At 57.8% G+C, this 16,933-nt stretch carries 12 protein-coding genes; 4 read left to right on the top strand and 8 right to left on the bottom strand.

The window, feature by feature from the left end; genetic code table 11:
- Positions 1-13: 13 nt before the first annotated feature.
- The 3 genes from M0D64_RS31585 to M0D64_RS31595 form a co-directional block, all read right to left on the bottom strand.
- Positions 14-1,249, bottom strand: a complete 1,236-nt coding sequence (locus M0D64_RS31585; protein ID WP_233468869.1) for a flippase — start codon at positions 1,247-1,249, stop codon at positions 14-16.
- 215 nt (positions 1,250-1,464) lie between these two features.
- On the bottom strand, positions 1,465-2,637 hold the full coding sequence (locus M0D64_RS31590) for a glycosyltransferase family 4 protein (protein ID WP_266260676.1): 1,173 nt from the start codon (positions 2,635-2,637) through the stop codon (positions 1,465-1,467).
- 136 nt (positions 2,638-2,773) lie between these two features.
- Positions 2,774-3,931: a glycosyltransferase family 1 protein gene (locus M0D64_RS31595; RefSeq protein WP_266260677.1), complete on the bottom strand. Its 1,158-nt coding sequence runs from the start codon at positions 3,929-3,931 to the stop codon at positions 2,774-2,776.
- A gap of 480 nt (positions 3,932-4,411) precedes the next feature.
- Between M0D64_RS31595 and M0D64_RS31600 the strand changes: the two genes are divergently transcribed.
- The gene (locus M0D64_RS31600) at positions 4,412-6,073 is read left to right on the top strand and encodes a beta-glucosidase (RefSeq protein WP_266260678.1); all 1,662 of its coding nucleotides are present in this window, start codon (positions 4,412-4,414) and stop codon (positions 6,071-6,073) included.
- 52 nt (positions 6,074-6,125) lie between these two features.
- Here M0D64_RS31600 and wbaP read toward each other — a convergent pair whose 3' ends face one another.
- The 3 genes from wbaP to M0D64_RS31615 all read right to left on the bottom strand — a co-directional run bounded on the left by wbaP (position 6,126) and on the right by M0D64_RS31615 (position 10,545).
- Positions 6,126-7,607, bottom strand: a complete 1,482-nt coding sequence (gene wbaP / locus M0D64_RS31605; RefSeq protein WP_266260679.1) for an undecaprenyl-phosphate galactose phosphotransferase WbaP — start codon at positions 7,605-7,607, stop codon at positions 6,126-6,128.
- Positions 7,608-7,652: 45 nt separating this feature from the next.
- Positions 7,653-8,873: a glycosyltransferase family 4 protein gene (locus M0D64_RS31610; RefSeq protein WP_154559472.1), complete on the bottom strand. Its 1,221-nt coding sequence runs from the start codon at positions 8,871-8,873 to the stop codon at positions 7,653-7,655.
- A 184-nt stretch (positions 8,874-9,057) separates the two neighbouring features.
- A complete protein-coding gene (locus M0D64_RS31615) occupies positions 9,058-10,545 on the bottom strand; it encodes a lipopolysaccharide biosynthesis protein (RefSeq protein ID WP_266260681.1) in 1,488 nt (495 codons plus the stop codon).
- A 282-nt stretch (positions 10,546-10,827) separates the two neighbouring features.
- Here M0D64_RS31615 and M0D64_RS31620 point away from each other — a divergent pair, with 282 nt between their 5' ends.
- The gene (locus tag M0D64_RS31620; protein ID WP_266239596.1) at positions 10,828-11,085 is read left to right on the top strand and encodes a hypothetical protein; all 258 of its coding nucleotides are present in this window, start codon (positions 10,828-10,830) and stop codon (positions 11,083-11,085) included.
- A 35-nt stretch (positions 11,086-11,120) separates the two neighbouring features.
- On the opposite strand, the gene M0D64_RS31625 is transcribed toward M0D64_RS31620, so the two are convergent.
- Positions 11,121-11,930 (bottom strand): Crp/Fnr family transcriptional regulator, encoded by an 810-nt coding sequence (locus tag M0D64_RS31625; protein WP_266260682.1) that lies wholly within the window; start codon positions 11,928-11,930, stop codon positions 11,121-11,123.
- A 762-nt stretch (positions 11,931-12,692) separates the two neighbouring features.
- On the opposite strand from M0D64_RS31625, the gene M0D64_RS31630 reads away from it, so the two are divergent.
- The gene (locus tag M0D64_RS31630; protein ID WP_266260684.1) at positions 12,693-14,153 is read left to right on the top strand and encodes a mannose-1-phosphate guanylyltransferase/mannose-6-phosphate isomerase; all 1,461 of its coding nucleotides are present in this window, start codon (positions 12,693-12,695) and stop codon (positions 14,151-14,153) included.
- Between the two features lie 5 nt (positions 14,154-14,158).
- Here the strand turns inward: M0D64_RS31630 and M0D64_RS31635 are convergent, their stop codons facing one another.
- Positions 14,159-15,766 (bottom strand): sigma-54 dependent transcriptional regulator, encoded by a 1,608-nt coding sequence (locus tag M0D64_RS31635; protein WP_266260704.1) that lies wholly within the window; start codon positions 15,764-15,766, stop codon positions 14,159-14,161.
- 630 nt (positions 15,767-16,396) lie between these two features.
- On the opposite strand from M0D64_RS31635, the gene M0D64_RS31640 reads away from it, so the two are divergent.
- Positions 16,397-16,918, top strand: a complete 522-nt coding sequence (locus M0D64_RS31640; RefSeq protein ID WP_266260685.1) for a phosphatase PAP2 family protein — start codon at positions 16,397-16,399, stop codon at positions 16,916-16,918.
- Positions 16,919-16,933 lie beyond the last annotated feature (15 nt).

Raw genomic sequence — 16,933 nt, forward strand, 5'->3', positions numbered from 1 at the left:
CGTGCATTTGGCATTAATCAGTCGATGCCCTTGCCAGGAAAATCGGAACTCTTTTCTTAACCAGGTAAAGCGCCATGCAGCCGGTGACAAGCGCTTCTGTCGCAAGTATCGACATCGCTGCGCCTTGCGCCCCAAAACGAATCGAAAGCGGCACCAACAGCGCGATGTTGAACACACCGGATCCCAGCAGGATCTCGCTGAATTTTTTCTTCATGCCGAGCGGTAGCATCATCTGGAGCCCAAGCACGTTGTTTAGCGCCACCATCCACGGCACAAACGCCATCCACCGTAAAACGTCGACCACCGGCGCATATTGAGGTCCCATACCAATGCGAACGATCCATGGAGCAAGCGCCCAGAGCATCACCGATACGGCGAACATGATTGTGCTCATCGCGTAAAGCGCCTTGCGCACGAGCGCATAGGCCTTCACGGTGTCCTCGGCAAACAGTGCATTGACGCGCGGATACATGGCGTTGCTGAGCGGCGCGATCAGGGACTGCGCCACGTTGCGAATCTTGTCGGCGGCACCAAAGTAACCTAGCGTTACGTTGCCCGCCAGAAATCCGAGCAACACGCTGTTCGTCGTCGTATAAAGACTGATTGCAGCGGTCGCCATGAACACGTGCCATCCGTCCCTGAAGGCTCCGATAACATCGCTTACGCCCGGAAGCCAGAACGAGATCAATCTCATGCGCGCGATCAGCGTCAGTGAGATCAGCCCGGCGACGACGGTGCTCATTGATGCGATGAGCGCCGCTCGCCACGTGTCGTCGGGCGAGTGGACGAGGAGGTAGGTAGCGGGTATGACAAGCAAGCGTGCGCTCAACGTTGATATGGTGACAAAGGACATCCGCTCCAAACCCTGGAAGAGCCATTGCGGAAATAACACGGTGCCGATCACCAACGGAAAGGTCGCAAATATGATGGGCCGAATCTCAATGAACTTCGGCACCAGCAAAACGCCAAGTACCAGAAGCGCAAGGCCAACGCACGCTACCAGCGTTTTGGCCACCTGCGTTTTCCAGAAAATTCTCGAAACAGCGTCGCGGTCGTTCTGCACCCTTGCAATCTCACCCGTAGCTGACCAGTTAAAGCCGTAGTCGGCCAGCAGGACCAGATAGGTCACCACCGCCTGAGCAAAAACGTAGGCGCCAAAGTGGTTGGGACCCAGCACGCGGAACAGATACGGTAACGTCGCGAGCGGCAGCACCATATTCGCCACTTGCAAGACCGACAGGGCCAGCATGTTCCGCAATATTCCGTGCGCCATAGTGGGTCAGTCCGTGGTTATTCACCGATTCTCTGAATACAGGAGGAGATGGTGCGCGAGTTACGCGCGCATCCACCACAGAGCAGTTGCCCGATCGACTTTTCTACGCTTGGATATGTTCAATAATTTTCGACCACCGTCACCTATGGAGACCGCCTGCCATGCGTGCTGCCGGCGGTCCGTGTCTGGGTCTATGTCATCCGCATGATATGTGCCAGCCGCTCCGCATAGCACTGAGGCAAAAATGGGCTAACGTCGTAACGCCGCTCCGGCGTAGCGAGATGCGCGGCAAGCCCATCAAGCGCCGCTCGAAGACTTTCAGGGTCATCGCGATACGTTATCTTGCTGCCGACGGCATTGCCAAAATCCAACCGATGGGCACCCTCCCGGATCAGCGTGGGCAACCCCAGCATCGCCGCCTCGACAATGACAAGCGGTGCGACTTCCACCCCCACTGAGGGCAGGACGATCGCATCGGCAAAACGTCGCAGTTCCGAGAACAACCGGTCCTGCGGCAGGCTGCCGAAGAAAACAAGCTTTCCCGACTCGACCAGCGGCGCATATCGTTGCTCGATCTCTTCGCGGTCGGCACCGTCGCCGAAAACACCTATGCGCTCGATACGCGCAAAATCGATCGAGCTCGCGAGCGCGATAAATTCTGCGAGACCCTTCTCGCGTACAACGCGTCCGACAAATGCAAGGCTGAAGCGCTCCCGATCGCGCACGCTCACCGGCTTGTTCGTCACACCGACGACCGAGGGGTTGTAAAGGACCACCGTGTTGTCGATCCCTCTGCGATGCAAAGCCTCCTGCATGAAATCACTTGGACAAATTATCCGATCGAAGATGCGCTCTGGCTTGTACACCGCGCGCACTGTATGCCAGTAGGCTTTCGAAAAGATGTCATGGATTGCGCCTTTTGCGCTGACGCGCAACATCAAGACATGCCCCGTTTGCAACGCGTCGAGCGTCAAATGCTCGATATTGCCGTTCACCATGTAGTGCAGCGTCGGGTTGTAATAGATAAGATGAAAATCGTGACATGTCATATACGCGGCGTAACCTAACTCTCGCTTATGTCGAGCGATCACGCCGAGTACCGATGCTGATAAAGCATTGTGGTAGTTGTGGACAAGAATCCTATCCGGCCGAAAGGCGCCAAGAGTTTGCTTGAGCGCGCGCGCGGCCGCCAGGTTCCACGATCTGGATAGCAACGACAAACTCCCCTGGAATCGGCTGACGTCAAAGCATTCCACTTCCACGCCGGACATTGCGCGTAGAAGGTCAGCGGACTGCCGATAGACGACCTCCGCCCCGCCCTTTTGCTCGAAATCGTTGATAACCAAGACTCTGTATTGCTGCATGCCTGCCTCTTGTCAAGCAAGCGCGGTGCGCTCCACCAAGCAAGAGTACTTGGTGGCATATGAAACGCTATGTTCGGAATCGCACCGAGGCTCAAGTTGCGGTTCTGATCCCTGGCTACCAGGCAAGCGTAACAAGTCAAAACCTTGATGCGACGGGAGGTGCGCAGACCGGGCGAGCGGCCCCGCCCGCCCCGAGCTGTTGCTCGAGAACATCCAGCAACTGACGTGCAGAGCGCTCCCACCGGAACTGGCGCGCATGCTCTCTGCCGCGTGCGCGCCAGACGTCGCGTAGCGCTGCGTCGCCCATCAACTGCGCCACTTTGTCGGCGATGTCTTCAACAGAGCGCGCGTCGCAATAGACCGCGGCATCGCCGCATATTTCCGGCAGCGAGGCTTCTCGCGATACAACCACCGGACAACCGCACAACATCGCCTCGAGCGGCGGCAAGCCGAAGCCTTCGTAAAGCGAGGGAAACACAAAACAGGCTGCATTTTCATACAGCGCACGCAACTCACCGTCCGATACGAAGCCGGCGGCGACGATGTTCTCCGAGAGGTCGTAGCCCACCTTGGCTTTAGGATTGAAGATCCGCAAATCGCACCCGCCGACAACCACAAACTTCCAGTCGTGACGCTCACTCAGGCGCTCGATTGCGGCAAGCACACGGGCAAGGTTTTTTCCTACTGACAGATTGCCGACCACGAGGACATAACCGTCGTGCTGTAGATTCAGCCGTGACAAAATCAACTTGTCCGCCGCGATTCTGTCGAAATGGTCCACGCCATTCCAGACGACCGAAATACGCGACGCGTCTATCCCGAGACGCGCCATGATTCTTTTCTTCGAGAATTCCGACACCGTCACGATGTGACTGGCGCTGTGCTTCAAGATTGAAAACGCGAAGCGATACCAGAGTCTGAATTTCCAGGAATAGTTTTCCGGCAAATCGTAGACCGCCACGTCATGCATCATGACCACCTGACGACGTGCGAACAACGGCCCCATGTTGCAGAGGCTAAGCAGTGTTCGCCCGCCGGTCGCGAACGGCAGCGCAAGTTGCTCCCACGAAGAACCCTTCAACCAGCGCCCGACCGTTTTTGCTTTCGGCAGCGCGACGTCCGTGCGCGCGTCAACGGGAAGTAGCAACGGGAGGTCGGTGTCCTCGGGAAACAGTCGCTGAAACGCCATCGCCAGTTCATAGCCAACGCGTTGCACGCCAGTGATCCGCTGCGATGCGAATTTGCCGTTAATTGCAAACCCCGCAAACGGTACCGGCCAGTTGCGACTTTGCATCGCGCCAGCGTCGGTTGGCGTCGCCGTCGGAACGGAAACAACTTTCCGATGAGTGTTGGATCGCTCCGCAAACTCGTCCATCAGATATCTCCCCAGATGATCCTGAGACCGCAGCGCCGTGCGCCCAGGTTTCGCCCGCAACGTTCGAATTACGTCGCCTTCCGATTTGTCGCACCATTCAGGCGTGCCAGACGGTGCGGGTGCCGAAGCCGGTCGCCAGCCATCCCAAGGCTGCATTAAGCAATCTCGCGGGAAGCTCCCTCAGTACGGTTTCACACACAAGGCCCGGCGGCAAACGTAAGTGCGCCGCCGACCGCTTTGAAAGTTCGATTCCGTACTGATGAGTGGAGCCGCGCACCCTATTTTGGTCTGGCCTGTTGCCCAGAAAAAGCGGCATCCCGCGTGGCCTCTCAGCACCCGCATCTTTGCTCGTCGAACCGAACGGGCTATTTCCACGAGCGATTCAACGAGGATGATCCCATGCTGACGATTCACCTCCATCGAAGCCTTTTCAAACCATCCCTACTCCGGCGCACTACGCTGTCCGCATTCTTTTTTCTGGCTTTCTCGAGCGCCTCATATGCTCAGTTTCAGATACGCCTCGCTAGTCCGCCGGGCTCGCTAGTCATGCCGATAAACGGAAAGAAGATCGTCCGGTTCGTCGTCGCGACGCCGGACGATATGCGCCAGGCAAAGTTAACGGTTAGCGTGTTCCCCTATGACAGCAACGGCAAATTGATGCCGGCTGCGCTCACCACGTACCAGAAAGCCATCAGCGACATACCGGGAGGCAAGGCGATCGACGTCAGCATAGCCGTACCGCGCTCTGGTTTGTTCCGCGTCGACGCGACCTTCAAATCGCCAGATGGAGAAACGCTCGACAAGACAGCGACCACGCTGGCCGTCGTCACGAAACGCGACGAAGTGGGGCCTTCCGACTTCGGTGTCGTCACCCATTTTGCTCAGGGCGGCACACCGCCGCCTTCGGTACTGTTGCCGCTCGTCAAGCAGGCCGGGTTCTCGTGGATTCGAGACGAACTCTATTGGGAGGCAATCGAACGAACGCCAGGACGCTTTAACTTTCCCGCGCGTTTCGATACGTACCTTGCCGCATGTGCCCAGTTCGGCATTTCGCCTTTAGTCGTTCTCGACTACGGTAACCCGGTTGCTTACCCGGCGCTCTTTTCGCAATCGAACTTTCCGCAGTCACCCGAGGCCCGGGCGCGGTTTGCCCGATACGTTGATGCTGTGGTCGCCCGGTACGGTAGGACGGTTAAGCATTGGGAGGTTTGGAACGAGCCGGATTTCGGCAAGATCAACTACCCCACCTACCTTGCCCTTTTGAAGGACACGTTCGGCGCCATCAAGCAACGAAGTCCGGACGCATCCGTGATTTCCTGCGGCGGCGGCGGCTCGGGCGGCGGCCCGGGGGGTGATTGCATTGTTGGATTGATGAAGGACGGGGGGCTGAACGACCAGGACGGCTTTAGCGTACATCCCTATATGCCGCCCAATACGCCAGAGAGAGGCTATCGAGCCACGGGCGCGCCGATCGATTTCGTGAGCATCCCAACGGTATGGCCCTACCTGAAACGACTGACTGCAGACAATGTGAAAGCAGATGGGCGACCACTACAGATTTGGGTGACGGAGTTAGGCTGGCCTGTGAATCCTAAAGACCCGGGGCAAGATGAAGCAACGCAGGCGTCCAATCTCGTGCGCACCTATTTGCTGTCGCGGCGCTATGGCACGGTTAAGGTGGTGTTTTGGTACGACTTTGTCGACGATGGCACCGACGTCAACAACATCGAGCACAACTTTGGCTTGCTGCACCACGATTTGACGCCCAAACCGGCGTTCGTCGCTGCTTCCGTATTGAGCAGCACGGTCGGCAAGCGTAACTGGGCAAAGGCGCTAGTCGACGCCGAGAGCGTCAAGGCGTATCAGTACGGAACCGATGATCCGGTCGTCGTCGGCTGGACCACCGACGGCAAGGAAAGTACGGCCTCCTTACACCTGCCGGCCGGAAGATATGTTCAGCGCGACTGGCAAGGTGTCGATACGCCTGTAACGATCACGGCACAAAGCTTCGACTGGCGAGTGGGCCCGATGCCCCGTTACCTCATTGCTGATAGACAGTAACCTACGGTGTCGTCGGTCCGAGTAGCCGGCGCCGGTATCCGCATCCCGTCGATCAGTATGCGCCGTCGCGCCGGATCACCACGGCGACCGTCTTCAACATGATCATGATGTCGTACCAAAGCGACCAGTTTTTCACATACCACGCATCCAGGAAAACGCGCCGCGCGTAATCCGTATCATTGCGACCGCTCACCTGCCAGAGACCCGTCATGCCCGGCTTTGCCAAGAAATAGTAAGCGGATTCCTCACCGTACCGGACGATCTCCTTTTCGATTACCGGGCGCGGTCCCACAAGGCTCATATCCCCGCGCAGCACGTTCCACAACTGCGGCAATTCGTCGAGGCTTGTTTTGCGCAGTAGCGCACCAATTGACGTGATCCGGACATCGTCCTTCAGTTTGAAATCCCTCTCCCATTCGGCCCTTGCGACTGGATCGCGTTCGAGCAATTCCTTCAGCACCTTCTCCGCATCAGGCACCATCGAACGGAATTTGTAGCAGTTGAACTTTTTGCCGTTTTGTCCGATACGCGTGTGCCCAAAAAACGCAGAGCTACCATCCTTGGCCACCAGGGCCGCAATGATCGCGAAGATGGGCAGCAGCATGAGTAACAGAAATCCTCCCACCACGACGTCGAAAATCCGCTTGAGAACTCTGGCCGAAAAACGCGCGAGGTTGTTTTGCACGCGCAACATCATCACTTCATGGCCGAAGAAGTACGATATGTCGGTACCGCATAACGGCACGCCACGCATTGACGCCATCACAGTGACGTCGCGAATGCCGTACTTCGTGAGTCCACGAACCCACATATCGCGCAAAGCGCGGTGATCGTGCTCCAGCGCTATCACAACCTGTATGCCAGGCAACGATCTGAACGTCGCGGGGGTAATGCCCTGCAGAATGGGGGCGTCCGAGACAAAGATCGCCTCTTTGTCCACAGCAGCCTGGGCGTCCGGCGCGACATAGGCGATCACGTCCACGCCCAGAAACGACTGGTTCGACAGTGCCCGCCTGGCTTCCAACGCGCTTTCCCCACACCCGACAATGAGCGTCGGCCTTTTCCACAGGTTTGCCCAGTCGAGTGCGCGCTTTGTCACCGATCGGAACACGGGCACGCAGATCAGGGCGCCGCTCCAGGTCAAGGCCCACCATCCGCGCGAAAACGTACCTTTGGCCAGTGCGGTAAGCGCCAGATGAATGACCGCGAGCACGATCAACATCCGGAAAATCTCCTGGAGCTCACGCCACATGGGCCTGCGACAGGAGTAGTGCCGCAACCTCGCCCAGAACCACACGGTTCCAATGCAGGCTAGCGCCAGGTAGATCAGCATGGGCTGATGTGAAAAGATCGACCACACGCTCTTCTGCGACTCGGCGACAAAGCTGCCCAGCACGCGATTCGTCACCAGGAGTGCCACAGTAAAGCCAACAATGTCCGCGGCCGCCAGTGCGACTTTATTCGTCAGGGCAGGAAATGGAGTGACGCCCAGTTCAGGCAGTGATGCGTATTCGATTCTGATGGTTGAGTTCACTTGGCATTTCCTCGTGTTGAGCAGCCGGCAGACCTTCCAGACCGATTAGGATGGAAGCGAAGTCACGCCAAACTCCGCCGGTTCTTCTTCGACTGCCATGGCGCACACCGGCGGTCGAATTGACGCACGGAGCTTGCGCCAGACGCGAGAATTCCGGTGCGATTCCATGGCCTTCAGGACGACTGCCAGGAACCCCCGACGAAAAGCCGCCTCGGAAAACCGCTCCGCGTTGGCGCGACAACTGTCGGGCAAAAATTGATCGGCGCTCGCTTCAAATCTGCGTACCGCAGCTTGCACTGATTCGACTGTCTGCTCGTCGAAGAACACACCCGTCGGCTGCGGCTGTGTGTCGTCGATCACCGTTTCACACGCCCCGCCCTTACCGAACGCAATCACAGGGGTGCCGCATGCCTGTGCCTCCACAATCGAGATGCCGAAGTCTTCCTCTGCAGCGAATACAAATGCCCGCGCACGCTGCAGGTAGTCCCTGAGGACGGGGAAGGGCTGATGCCCCAGGATTACGACGTTGGGTCCTGCCTTGGAACGGATCTTTTCCATATCCGGACCGTCCCCGATCACCACCAGCGAACGTTCAGGCATGGCCGAAAAGGCCTCCACTACCAGATCCACCTTTTTGTACGGCACCATTCTGGAGACCGTGACGTAAAACGACTCCTTGTGCGTGCCTAACTCGAACGCTTCGGTGTCTACCGGGGGGTAAACGACTGTCGCATCGCGGCGGTAAACACGATTAACACGGCGCGCAATAAAGTCCGAATTGGCAACGAACGTATCGACTCCGTTCGCCGTACGCACGTCCCACGTGCGTATGTAGTGCAGCGCGACGCGCGCGAACAACGAACGAAAGCCCTTCAGCAGATTCGCTTCCGTCAGGTACTGATGCTGCAGATCCCACGCATAGCGGATGGGCGAATGAACATAGCTGATATGAAGTTGATCGGGTCCTACCAACACGCCCTTCGCAACGGCATGCGAACTTGAAAGAACGAGATCGTAAGCAGACAGGTCAAACTGCTCGATCGCTAGCGGAAAGAGCGGCAAATAATTACGGTACTTGCGTTTGGCGAACGGCAGCTTTTGCACGAACGAGGTCGTCGCCCTCTTCCCTTTCAAAAAAGCACGATCATCCATGAAGTCGATCAAGCTAAAGACATCGGCTTCAGGAAAGCATTCGAGCATCTGTTCAACCACGCGTTCGGACCCGCCAAATGTCACTAACCATTCATGAACAATTGCAACCCGCATCGCGATACCTCCATGATTGAACGGTTCAGCAACCGTGGCGCGGTCATGCCGCAGTGCGCCATTACTGCCGATCCTAGGCGGCACCTTGCTACCCTTCGGTTCGGATTCGCACAGAAGGCCTTCCGGCTGAACGATGAATTTGCGACGTCGCCGACGATCACGTCGAAGAGAACATGCAACGCGTTCAGTTGAAGACGAGACGCCCGGCGAGACTGCGCGCTTTGCGTTGCGAGATCGGTGAGACAGCCACGGCGGCCACCATCATTGACAGCCACATGAGGAGGAGGAAAACGAAAATCTGAGTTCTCGATGCGCGAAGCAGGGTTGTGTAGTGAAATGCGAAGCCTACTAATCCCGTCGCCACAGTGCGCGCGACCATATCCCTGTACCACCTCATGTTGATACCTGGCAGGAATTTGCGGTGCACGATACTGACCCAGACGAGCACCCGGAACAGACCTAACGCAAGCCACGCATAAGCCACGCCGACTGCCCCATTGTTGAGCGAACCCAGGAAAACGGCCGGTACGAGAATCACCAGGAATGCGACGTTACCCTTGATCTGCAGGGACAGATTTCCTTGCGCGCATTGCACGAGGAAAGCCAACTCCGCAATAGCGGAACATGCGTTACCGATTGCATAGCACTGCAGGACACGCCAGGCTTCCGGCGTCGAGGGCGCGCTCGCTGACCACAGCCTGAGAACGAGGTCAGGCGCTATCGCAAAGATCATTGCAGCAGGAATGACCACGATCATCGTGATCTCGCTCGCGAGCAGATAGCTCGGTATGATGTTCCGGCTATCGCCCACGCCGTTGGCGGAAAAGCGCGGAATAAACGCCTGCTGGACCGGATTGGCCAGCAGCAGGATACCGCTGGCGAGAAGCGTGGCCATGCTAAATACGCCGAATGCTTGCAGAGACAGAACCTTCGACAGAATGACCTTGTCGATCTGCGTGGTGGTCGCCCACACGAGCGCGGAGAACGCGATGGACAGTGACAATCTTGCGCGCGCCGATAATGCGGTGCGCGAAAACGTTCGTGTGAGTAGCGGCGCTTTTATCACGCGGGCAAGCAGCAATCGCATGACCAGACTTTCGCCGGCAATTGCGCCCAGTTGCCACAGGAAAAAAACGTCGATTTGCGGCCACCTCGCGATGACGGGAACAACGAGCGCAGCCCGGATGACGGCAAAGCCCACAACCACTCCGTTGAGCGTGGCTTGCCTGTCTATGCCCACCATGCCTGCTCGATAGACCGAAGAAAGCCAACGCGACGAAGCGGTTAAAACCATCAAGACAAACGCGATTTCGATTTCGTGCGCAGGCAACCCTGCCGCGTGCAACCAGTCTTTCGCAAAGAACGGTGCCACCAGCAAAGAAAGCACGAAGAGCAGCGTGCACATGGCCGCCACGAATTTTTCGAGTGACTGCAGGAGGACACTCGCCTCCTTCCTTGATGCTTCATCCTGCGCGCGCGCAAGTTCGCGACACAATGTGGGCGAAAGTCCAAGATCCAATATCTGCACCCACGCTTGCAACGCGGCATTGAGCGCGATCAGACCATACGCTTCGACGCCAAGATATCGAACGTACGCCGGCACCATGACGATGCCGAGCGCAACGGTAGCAATCTGGCCAGCATAGTTGGCGAGCAGGCTGCGTCTAAGCATCGTCGTAAGAGGAGGAGGGAATACATTGCGCAGTGACTGTAGCCGCCCCAAATCATGAGCAATGTGCGAATGCGAACACAGCCCCTTCCGGCGGCTCCGCATCAGGATCGTTACAAAGTGGTTCGGATGCCGAATCGTAACCGGCCACCGCCCGATCGCAGACCACGGCTATTCGTCGAATAGCGGCGAATATTGGCAGTTCTTTCAAAAATGCCCGGCCCGAGCCGTATGTCACACTATGACTGTCAACCCATTATTCCGCGCGACACAGCGCGACTTTTCGTGGACGCCATGCGCCTTTTGACCATCCTTGCCATACTCGAAATCGTTGCGGTAATTTTTGCCGTATCGTTATGCGTGGCGGCGCGGCGCACCGATGAACGAACGGAACGCGCGCTATCGCACGACGAAGTCGAGGCCCGACGGCAGGTTGCCGGCGTGCGTCGGCACGTGCGGCGGGCCCCGTTCCGCAAGCGCATGACGTGGCGCTGGCTGGCGGCCGTGCTGCGAACTCGCGATCATGACAAAAGCGGCAACTGACTCTGGGTGCTGCCCCGCCACGTGACTTTCAGACGTCAACGTCCGCTACAGACCACCTGGCGTTCGCGCTCCCTGTCTCTGCGGTACACGGGCGGTGGCGGGGCAATCGGTGTGGCCCCTTCTTTCTCTGCCGCACTAGCGAGCAGCAGCCGGCGGAATTCCCGTTTGACGATCCCATAGCACTCGCAGGCATGCTCTTCCAGACCTTCGCGGTCGAGTACGGTAATGTGACCCCGACGCATGCTGATGAGTCCGGCGTCCTGGAGCTTGCCCGCCGCTTCCGTCACGCCCTCGCGACGGACGCCGAGCATGGTCGCGATCAGTTGCTGGGTGACGACCAGTTCGTCCGACTTCAGCCGATCATGGGTGAGCAGGAGCCAGGAGCTCACCTGCTTGACGATGTGATGGTGCCTGTTGCAAAGCGCATTCTGAGCGATCTGGGTGAGTAACGCCTGGATGTAAAGCAGCATCAGCTTATGCACGGGGCCATGCTGCTCGAACTCGCGCTTGAATATCTGGGCGCTCATGGAGTAGGCATAGCCGCCGCTGCGCACTTCGATACGGTTGGGCATCGTCGCGCCGCCCATCAACACCGGAACGCCGATCACGCCTTCGTTACCGACAGCGGCCACCTCCGCAGTCGCGCCGTCCGCCATCAGAAAGAGCATCGACACAATCGCCGTAGTCGGGAAATACACGTGTTTGACGGTTTCGCCTGAGTCCGAGAGTAATTCACCAGCGTGTAGTCGCTGAAGCTTGAGGTGAGGAGCCATCAATGCCATCTCGGGCTCCGGTACGACGGCTAGCAGGTGATTCGCGAATGGATAGTTCGTAAAGTCGAGCATGGTCGTTTCCTGCCGGTCTTAGCACACCAAAAGGCATGCAGAGTGTGAGGGCAACGGTTTACCGCCTAAAAATTACTGCACTGCGATAGTCCACTGAAGTGCCCGGTAGAAATGCCCGAAGGCATTACCCCATGGGCATTCCTTCTTTAGCCAGAGGCGTGCCATACGTTTCAAACGACTGTTTTTAAAGGACTTTATTAATAGATGTAGATCGGGCGCCGGATTCGGTCCGCGAACCGTCTCATATCTGAACAACTTTGCGGGCTCAGCGAATTTCTGTGGCGCGGCGCAATAATTGCTGCGACGCGGTGCGTTTCGAGATAGACGTACGCCCTGCGGGCTATGGCGGAAGATAGGGTTCGCAATACGCCCCGCGAGCGCGAGAGAGGGCAGCGCCGAACACCCGAGTTCGAACCAAAAGTGTCTCAGTTCTGAACCATGCTTAAACTCCAGACATCACGTCTGGATGATTAATTCGCTATCCTGCGTTCCTCTTTCTAATCATACGAATCATCACTTTAAACGACGCGCGGATTAGCGTGGCTAACCATGCTTCGCGTATTACATAACCACGTCGCAAATCGTTAAGTTCGAATCCGCACAGAGAGGCTCCTGTTACCGACATATGGTGTCCCCGTTACCACTTCGTTGTCTGAATCAGGGCGAGACCCTTCGCAATGACGAAGGCTTGCCCACCTAAAACGGAGCCGCCGGATGACTATCGCATTTGCGCCTCAATCGAAACTGCTGCAGTTCACGTCCATGACTGACGAGCGACTATCGATCCAGCCGGTGATTCTGGCGGGCGGGGCCGGCACGCGACTGTGGCCCCTCTCCCGCGAGCAATATCCGAAAGAACTCATCGAGCTGATTGGAGAGGAGTCCCTGCTGGCCACGACCGCACGACGCCTTGATGGCCTTGAAACGTTGTGGCCGGTTTCCAGCACCCTGCTTTTAGTGTGTGGCGAGAATCATTGCCACATCAGTGCGGAACAGCTAGGCGAGTGCGGCAAACCGTCTCGCATTCTCCTTGAACCGTCAGCACACAACACAGCGCCTGCGCTTACTGCGGCGGCGCTGGAGGCGGTCGCCGGGGACAAGGATGCCGTGCTCGTTGTGATGCCTGCAGATCACGTTGTCCCCGACGCACCCGCATTCCAGAGCGCCGTGTCGCGCGCCGCGCACTATGCCGCCGACGGCGCCGTCGTCGCCATCGGCATCGTGCCCCGCCACGCCGAGCCGGGCTACGGATACATTCGGGTAGGCGTGCCGTTGGGAAGCGATGACGGCTTCGTCATCGACCGGTTCGTCGAAAAACCACACCGTGAGCTTGCGGAGCAGTACGTTCGGTCCGGCGAATATTGGTGGAACAGCGGCATCTTCGTTGTCCGGGCTTCGGTCTGGCTATCGGTTATCCATGAGCTGCACCCGGCGATTTACGCCGCCTGCGAGGCCGCACACCGCAACCGTTCACTGGTCGGCAAGTTCGTGCATCTCGCTGCGAGAGACTTCGACGGTTGTCCTGACGAATCGATCGATTACGGTGTAATGGAACGACTCGGCGAATGTAAGGGCACCTGCGGCGTTGTTGTGCCGATGGATTCGTCGTGGTCCGATGTCGGCTCATGGGATGCCGTCTGGCAGATGATGCCGAAGGATCCGAGTGGAAACGTGGCGCGCGGCCGGGTCATCTTCGAAGACACCGTCAACACCTTTGCGCACTCCCAAGGTCGTCTCATTGCGTGCGTTGGTTTGAACGGCGTAGTAGTCGTCGAAACAGCGGATGCGATCCTCGTCGCGGACAAGCAGAGCGCCCAGCAGATCAAGTCCGTCGTGTCACGTATTCGTGCTGAGCACGGTTCAGAAGCGGATCACCATCGCATGGTGCATAGGCCGTGGGGTTTTTACGATTCGCTGGACTCGGGCGATCGCTTTCAGGTGAAGCGTATCGTCGTCAAGCCGGGCGGCAGCCTGTCGCTGCAGATGCATCACCACCGGGCAGAGCATTGGGTTGTCGTTCGCGGGACAGCGCAGGTGACGTGCGGCGAAAAGACCTTCCTGCTGAGTGAAAATCAGTCCACCTATATTCCGCTCGGCACGGTGCATCGCCTGAGCAACCCGGGCAAGACAGCGCTTGAGATGATCGAGGTGCAGTCCGGTACGTATCTGGGCGAAGATGACATTGTCAGGTTCGAGGACAACTATGGACGCATGCATTCCTGACGCGCTCAATCTTTGCGCCGGGTGTTGCCCACTTTGGCGTAGCGATCCTCCCACGCTTCCTGTTCCGCGTCGCATGCGGCGGGGACATCCGGGCATCGCGTGGAAGCGGCAATGCCGTCCCGATGCGCACGGCCGTCGTGGTTCGCCATTAGCCGGTAGAGTGTCGCACGCGAGATGTCGAGCTCGCGTGCTGCGTGAAGTGACCGGCCGCGATGACGACGCAGGGCCGCTGCAATGGCATTTCGTTCCGCGGCTTCGCGCACCTGGGTCAGCGTGTTGTCGCCTTCGCTCAACAGATAGTCCAGTTCCAGCTCGGCCGGGCCAAGCACGCGCCTATCCGACATCACGATCGCACGACGGATGCGGTTCACGAGTTCGCGAACATTACCGGGCCAGCTATGCGCGTACATCGCCTTAATCGCTTCACCGGAGAATCCGCGGATCCGATGAGCGGCGTCGGCGCGGTATTTTTCCAGTATGTGATATGCGAGTACCTCGATGTCCTCGCCACGCTCCCTGAGCGGTGGCTCCGCTATGCGCAGCACACACAGCCGGTGATAGAGATCTTCGCGAAACGTTTGCTCGGCGACGGCCTTTTCGAGCGCGACATTAGTTGCGGAAATGATCCGCACGTCCACATCGATGGACTCCGTACTACCGAGCCGCTGAATCTTCCTGTCCTGCAGAAAACGCAGCACGATAGACTGACTTTCGAACGGCAAATCACTGATCTCGTCGAGGAACAGCGTGCCGCCGTGCGCAGCCTCGATGCGGCCAATTTTACGTTGGAACGCACCCGTGAAGGCTCCGCGTTCATACCCGAACAACTCGGATTGCACGAGATGATAGGGAAGCGCCCCGCAATTGATTGCTACCAAGGGGCCATTGCGCCGCACCGAACGCTTGTGGATGGCCACGGCCGTCAATTCCTTACCCGTGCCCGACTCGCCGGAAATCAGCACGGGTGCGTCGCTGTTCGCAACTTTGGTTATGGCGCGAAACAGCTCTTTCATCGTACGACAGGTACCGACCATTTCATTGTCAACCGTGAGCGGATCTGGTTCCGTGCTGAGTACCATCATGCCATGCTCATGCCCAATGGTATCGACAAGGCTGTCGAGCTCATAAGGAACGGTGACAAACCGTGAGAAATACCGCCGGATCACACTGCGCTGAAGTTCGTTCGTTAGCTGAGGCACGGCGAGGATGCCGACCCAGCCTATCCCCCCCGTGGCGAAGCAGGATTGGAAACTGGCAAGTTCGCGTGACGAGAAGCCGCTCGCGAAGTCGAACACGCCTACGGTTGGATGGTGCGCGGCGAGATAAGCCCTGGCCGCCCGACCGGATCTCAGCGGTGCAACCTCCCAGCCACGTTGTCCGAGTTTGTCGCACAGACTCCGCTCGGGTGAACGGGACACATAAACTAACGATCGATAAGATTGGTTGTCCAAATCGGAACCTTTTCCTGTTGATGATCCTTTACCCAGGACTGCCAGGACTATCACCCCATTTGGTATGCGGATTGTTGAAATTGTCGTATGCGGATCCGTTAATAAAATCGATTTCCACGCAACAGCAATTCTTGTCGACTGGTCGGGTAAGTTGTACTTCACCAACTCAGGTGCTAACTATCAGACAAAACACGCAGCTTCCAGACTCCGTAGGAGGCTTTAATAAAATAAGACGAATTACACCTTTTTCACGCCACTTAGGGTTGTCCATTATGCGTCTCACCATCCGCCAAACTATCGCTCTTATTGGCGCCGTGCGCCTGACCAACTGGGCGCGAATCACCGCATTCCTAACCAATCAACAGGAAACGCCGGGGTCGCACTGGAGATCGCGATATGCAGTTGGCAGCGCTGCGATGATGACCAGGCGCACCGAGCGAGTCGACATAGCGGGTCGGTCCCTGTGGGTTGCGTGCAGCGCGTTGCGAGTCACGCAGCCATGTTATATGGAAAAAAATTGAACGGCGTGTGACAGGCGCGAACGCTCTGGGTAGTGTGGCCGCTGAGCGCAGCATTTACCCGCTTGCGTAGCGCCGGATAGCGCGGAATGCCATTGCGCCAGGTCGCACCAAATCGCGCAATTAGTTTCTAACTAGACAAATGATCTGTCTGACATAAGGAGTTACTGTGCGGCTGCTATCTTATGTCACCAACTTCGGCGATCCTTACCTGACGTCGCTCCTCGCGGGTGTCGTCATGCTGTGGCTTGCAGCGACGCGGGCGTGGCGACCATTGCTTGCCTGGACGTGCTGTTTTAGTGTGGGAGTATTGGCCGTCGCAGCAAGCCGGATTGCCCACGCAGCCTGGGGGGTCGAAATACCCGCGCTGAACTTTGCGGTCATCAGCGGTCATTCCATGCTGGCCAGCGCGGTCTATCCAACGACTTTTGGCCTCTGCGCGACTCAGGCGAAACCACGCACTATTGCGCTGGCTTATCTTTTCGGCCTCGCTTGCGCATTAGCGATCGGCGTATCGCGGGTCCTCATGGGCTTGCATTCAACCGCCGAAGTCGTGACCGGGTGGCTGCTCGGCACGCTTATCGCCGGCATGACGTGCAGCCTGATGGCTCAGTCACGTGTCCGCACCTTTTCAGTCGGGAAATTCTCGATGCACGACTCCACGCCGTTCGCCGCGGTCGCTATGGCGCTCATCGTGATTTGTCACGGCAAGGTCGTGCCCGTTTCCAGCTGGCTCGACAGCAACGCGTCCGAAGTGACGCAATGGAGCAAAGCGCAAGCGGTTGAACCGCGCTAGACAGAACTGTGTCGC

This window comes from Paraburkholderia sp. WS6, assembly GCF_030464835.1.
Classification (GTDB): Bacteria; Pseudomonadota; Gammaproteobacteria; order Burkholderiales; family Burkholderiaceae; genus Paraburkholderia; species Paraburkholderia madseniana.

What these genes read in the sequence shown, in the direction of transcription:
- M0D64_RS31595 (WP_266260677.1), bottom strand. Translation starts at nt 3,931, where the DNA reads ATGCAAAGTCGCAACTGGCCGGTACCGTTTGCGGGGTTTGCAATTAAC.
- M0D64_RS31585 (WP_233468869.1), bottom strand. Translation starts at nt 1,249, where the DNA reads ATGCTGGCCCTGTCGGTCTTGCAAGTGGCGAATATGGTGCTGCCGCTC.
- M0D64_RS31630 (WP_266260684.1), top strand. Translation starts at nt 12,693, where the DNA reads ATGACTGACGAGCGACTATCGATCCAGCCGGTGATTCTGGCGGGCGGG.
- M0D64_RS31610 (WP_154559472.1), bottom strand. Translation starts at nt 8,873, where the DNA reads ATGCGGGTTGCAATTGTTCATGAATGGTTAGTGACATTTGGCGGGTCC.
- M0D64_RS31600 (WP_266260678.1), top strand. Translation starts at nt 4,412, where the DNA reads ATGCTGACGATTCACCTCCATCGAAGCCTTTTCAAACCATCCCTACTC.
- M0D64_RS31590 (WP_266260676.1), bottom strand. Translation starts at nt 2,637, where the DNA reads ATGCAGCAATACAGAGTCTTGGTTATCAACGATTTCGAGCAAAAGGGC.
- M0D64_RS31625 (WP_266260682.1), bottom strand. Translation starts at nt 11,930, where the DNA reads ATGCTCGACTTTACGAACTATCCATTCGCGAATCACCTGCTAGCCGTC.
- M0D64_RS31615 (WP_266260681.1), bottom strand. Translation starts at nt 10,545, where the DNA reads ATGCTTAGACGCAGCCTGCTCGCCAACTATGCTGGCCAGATTGCTACC.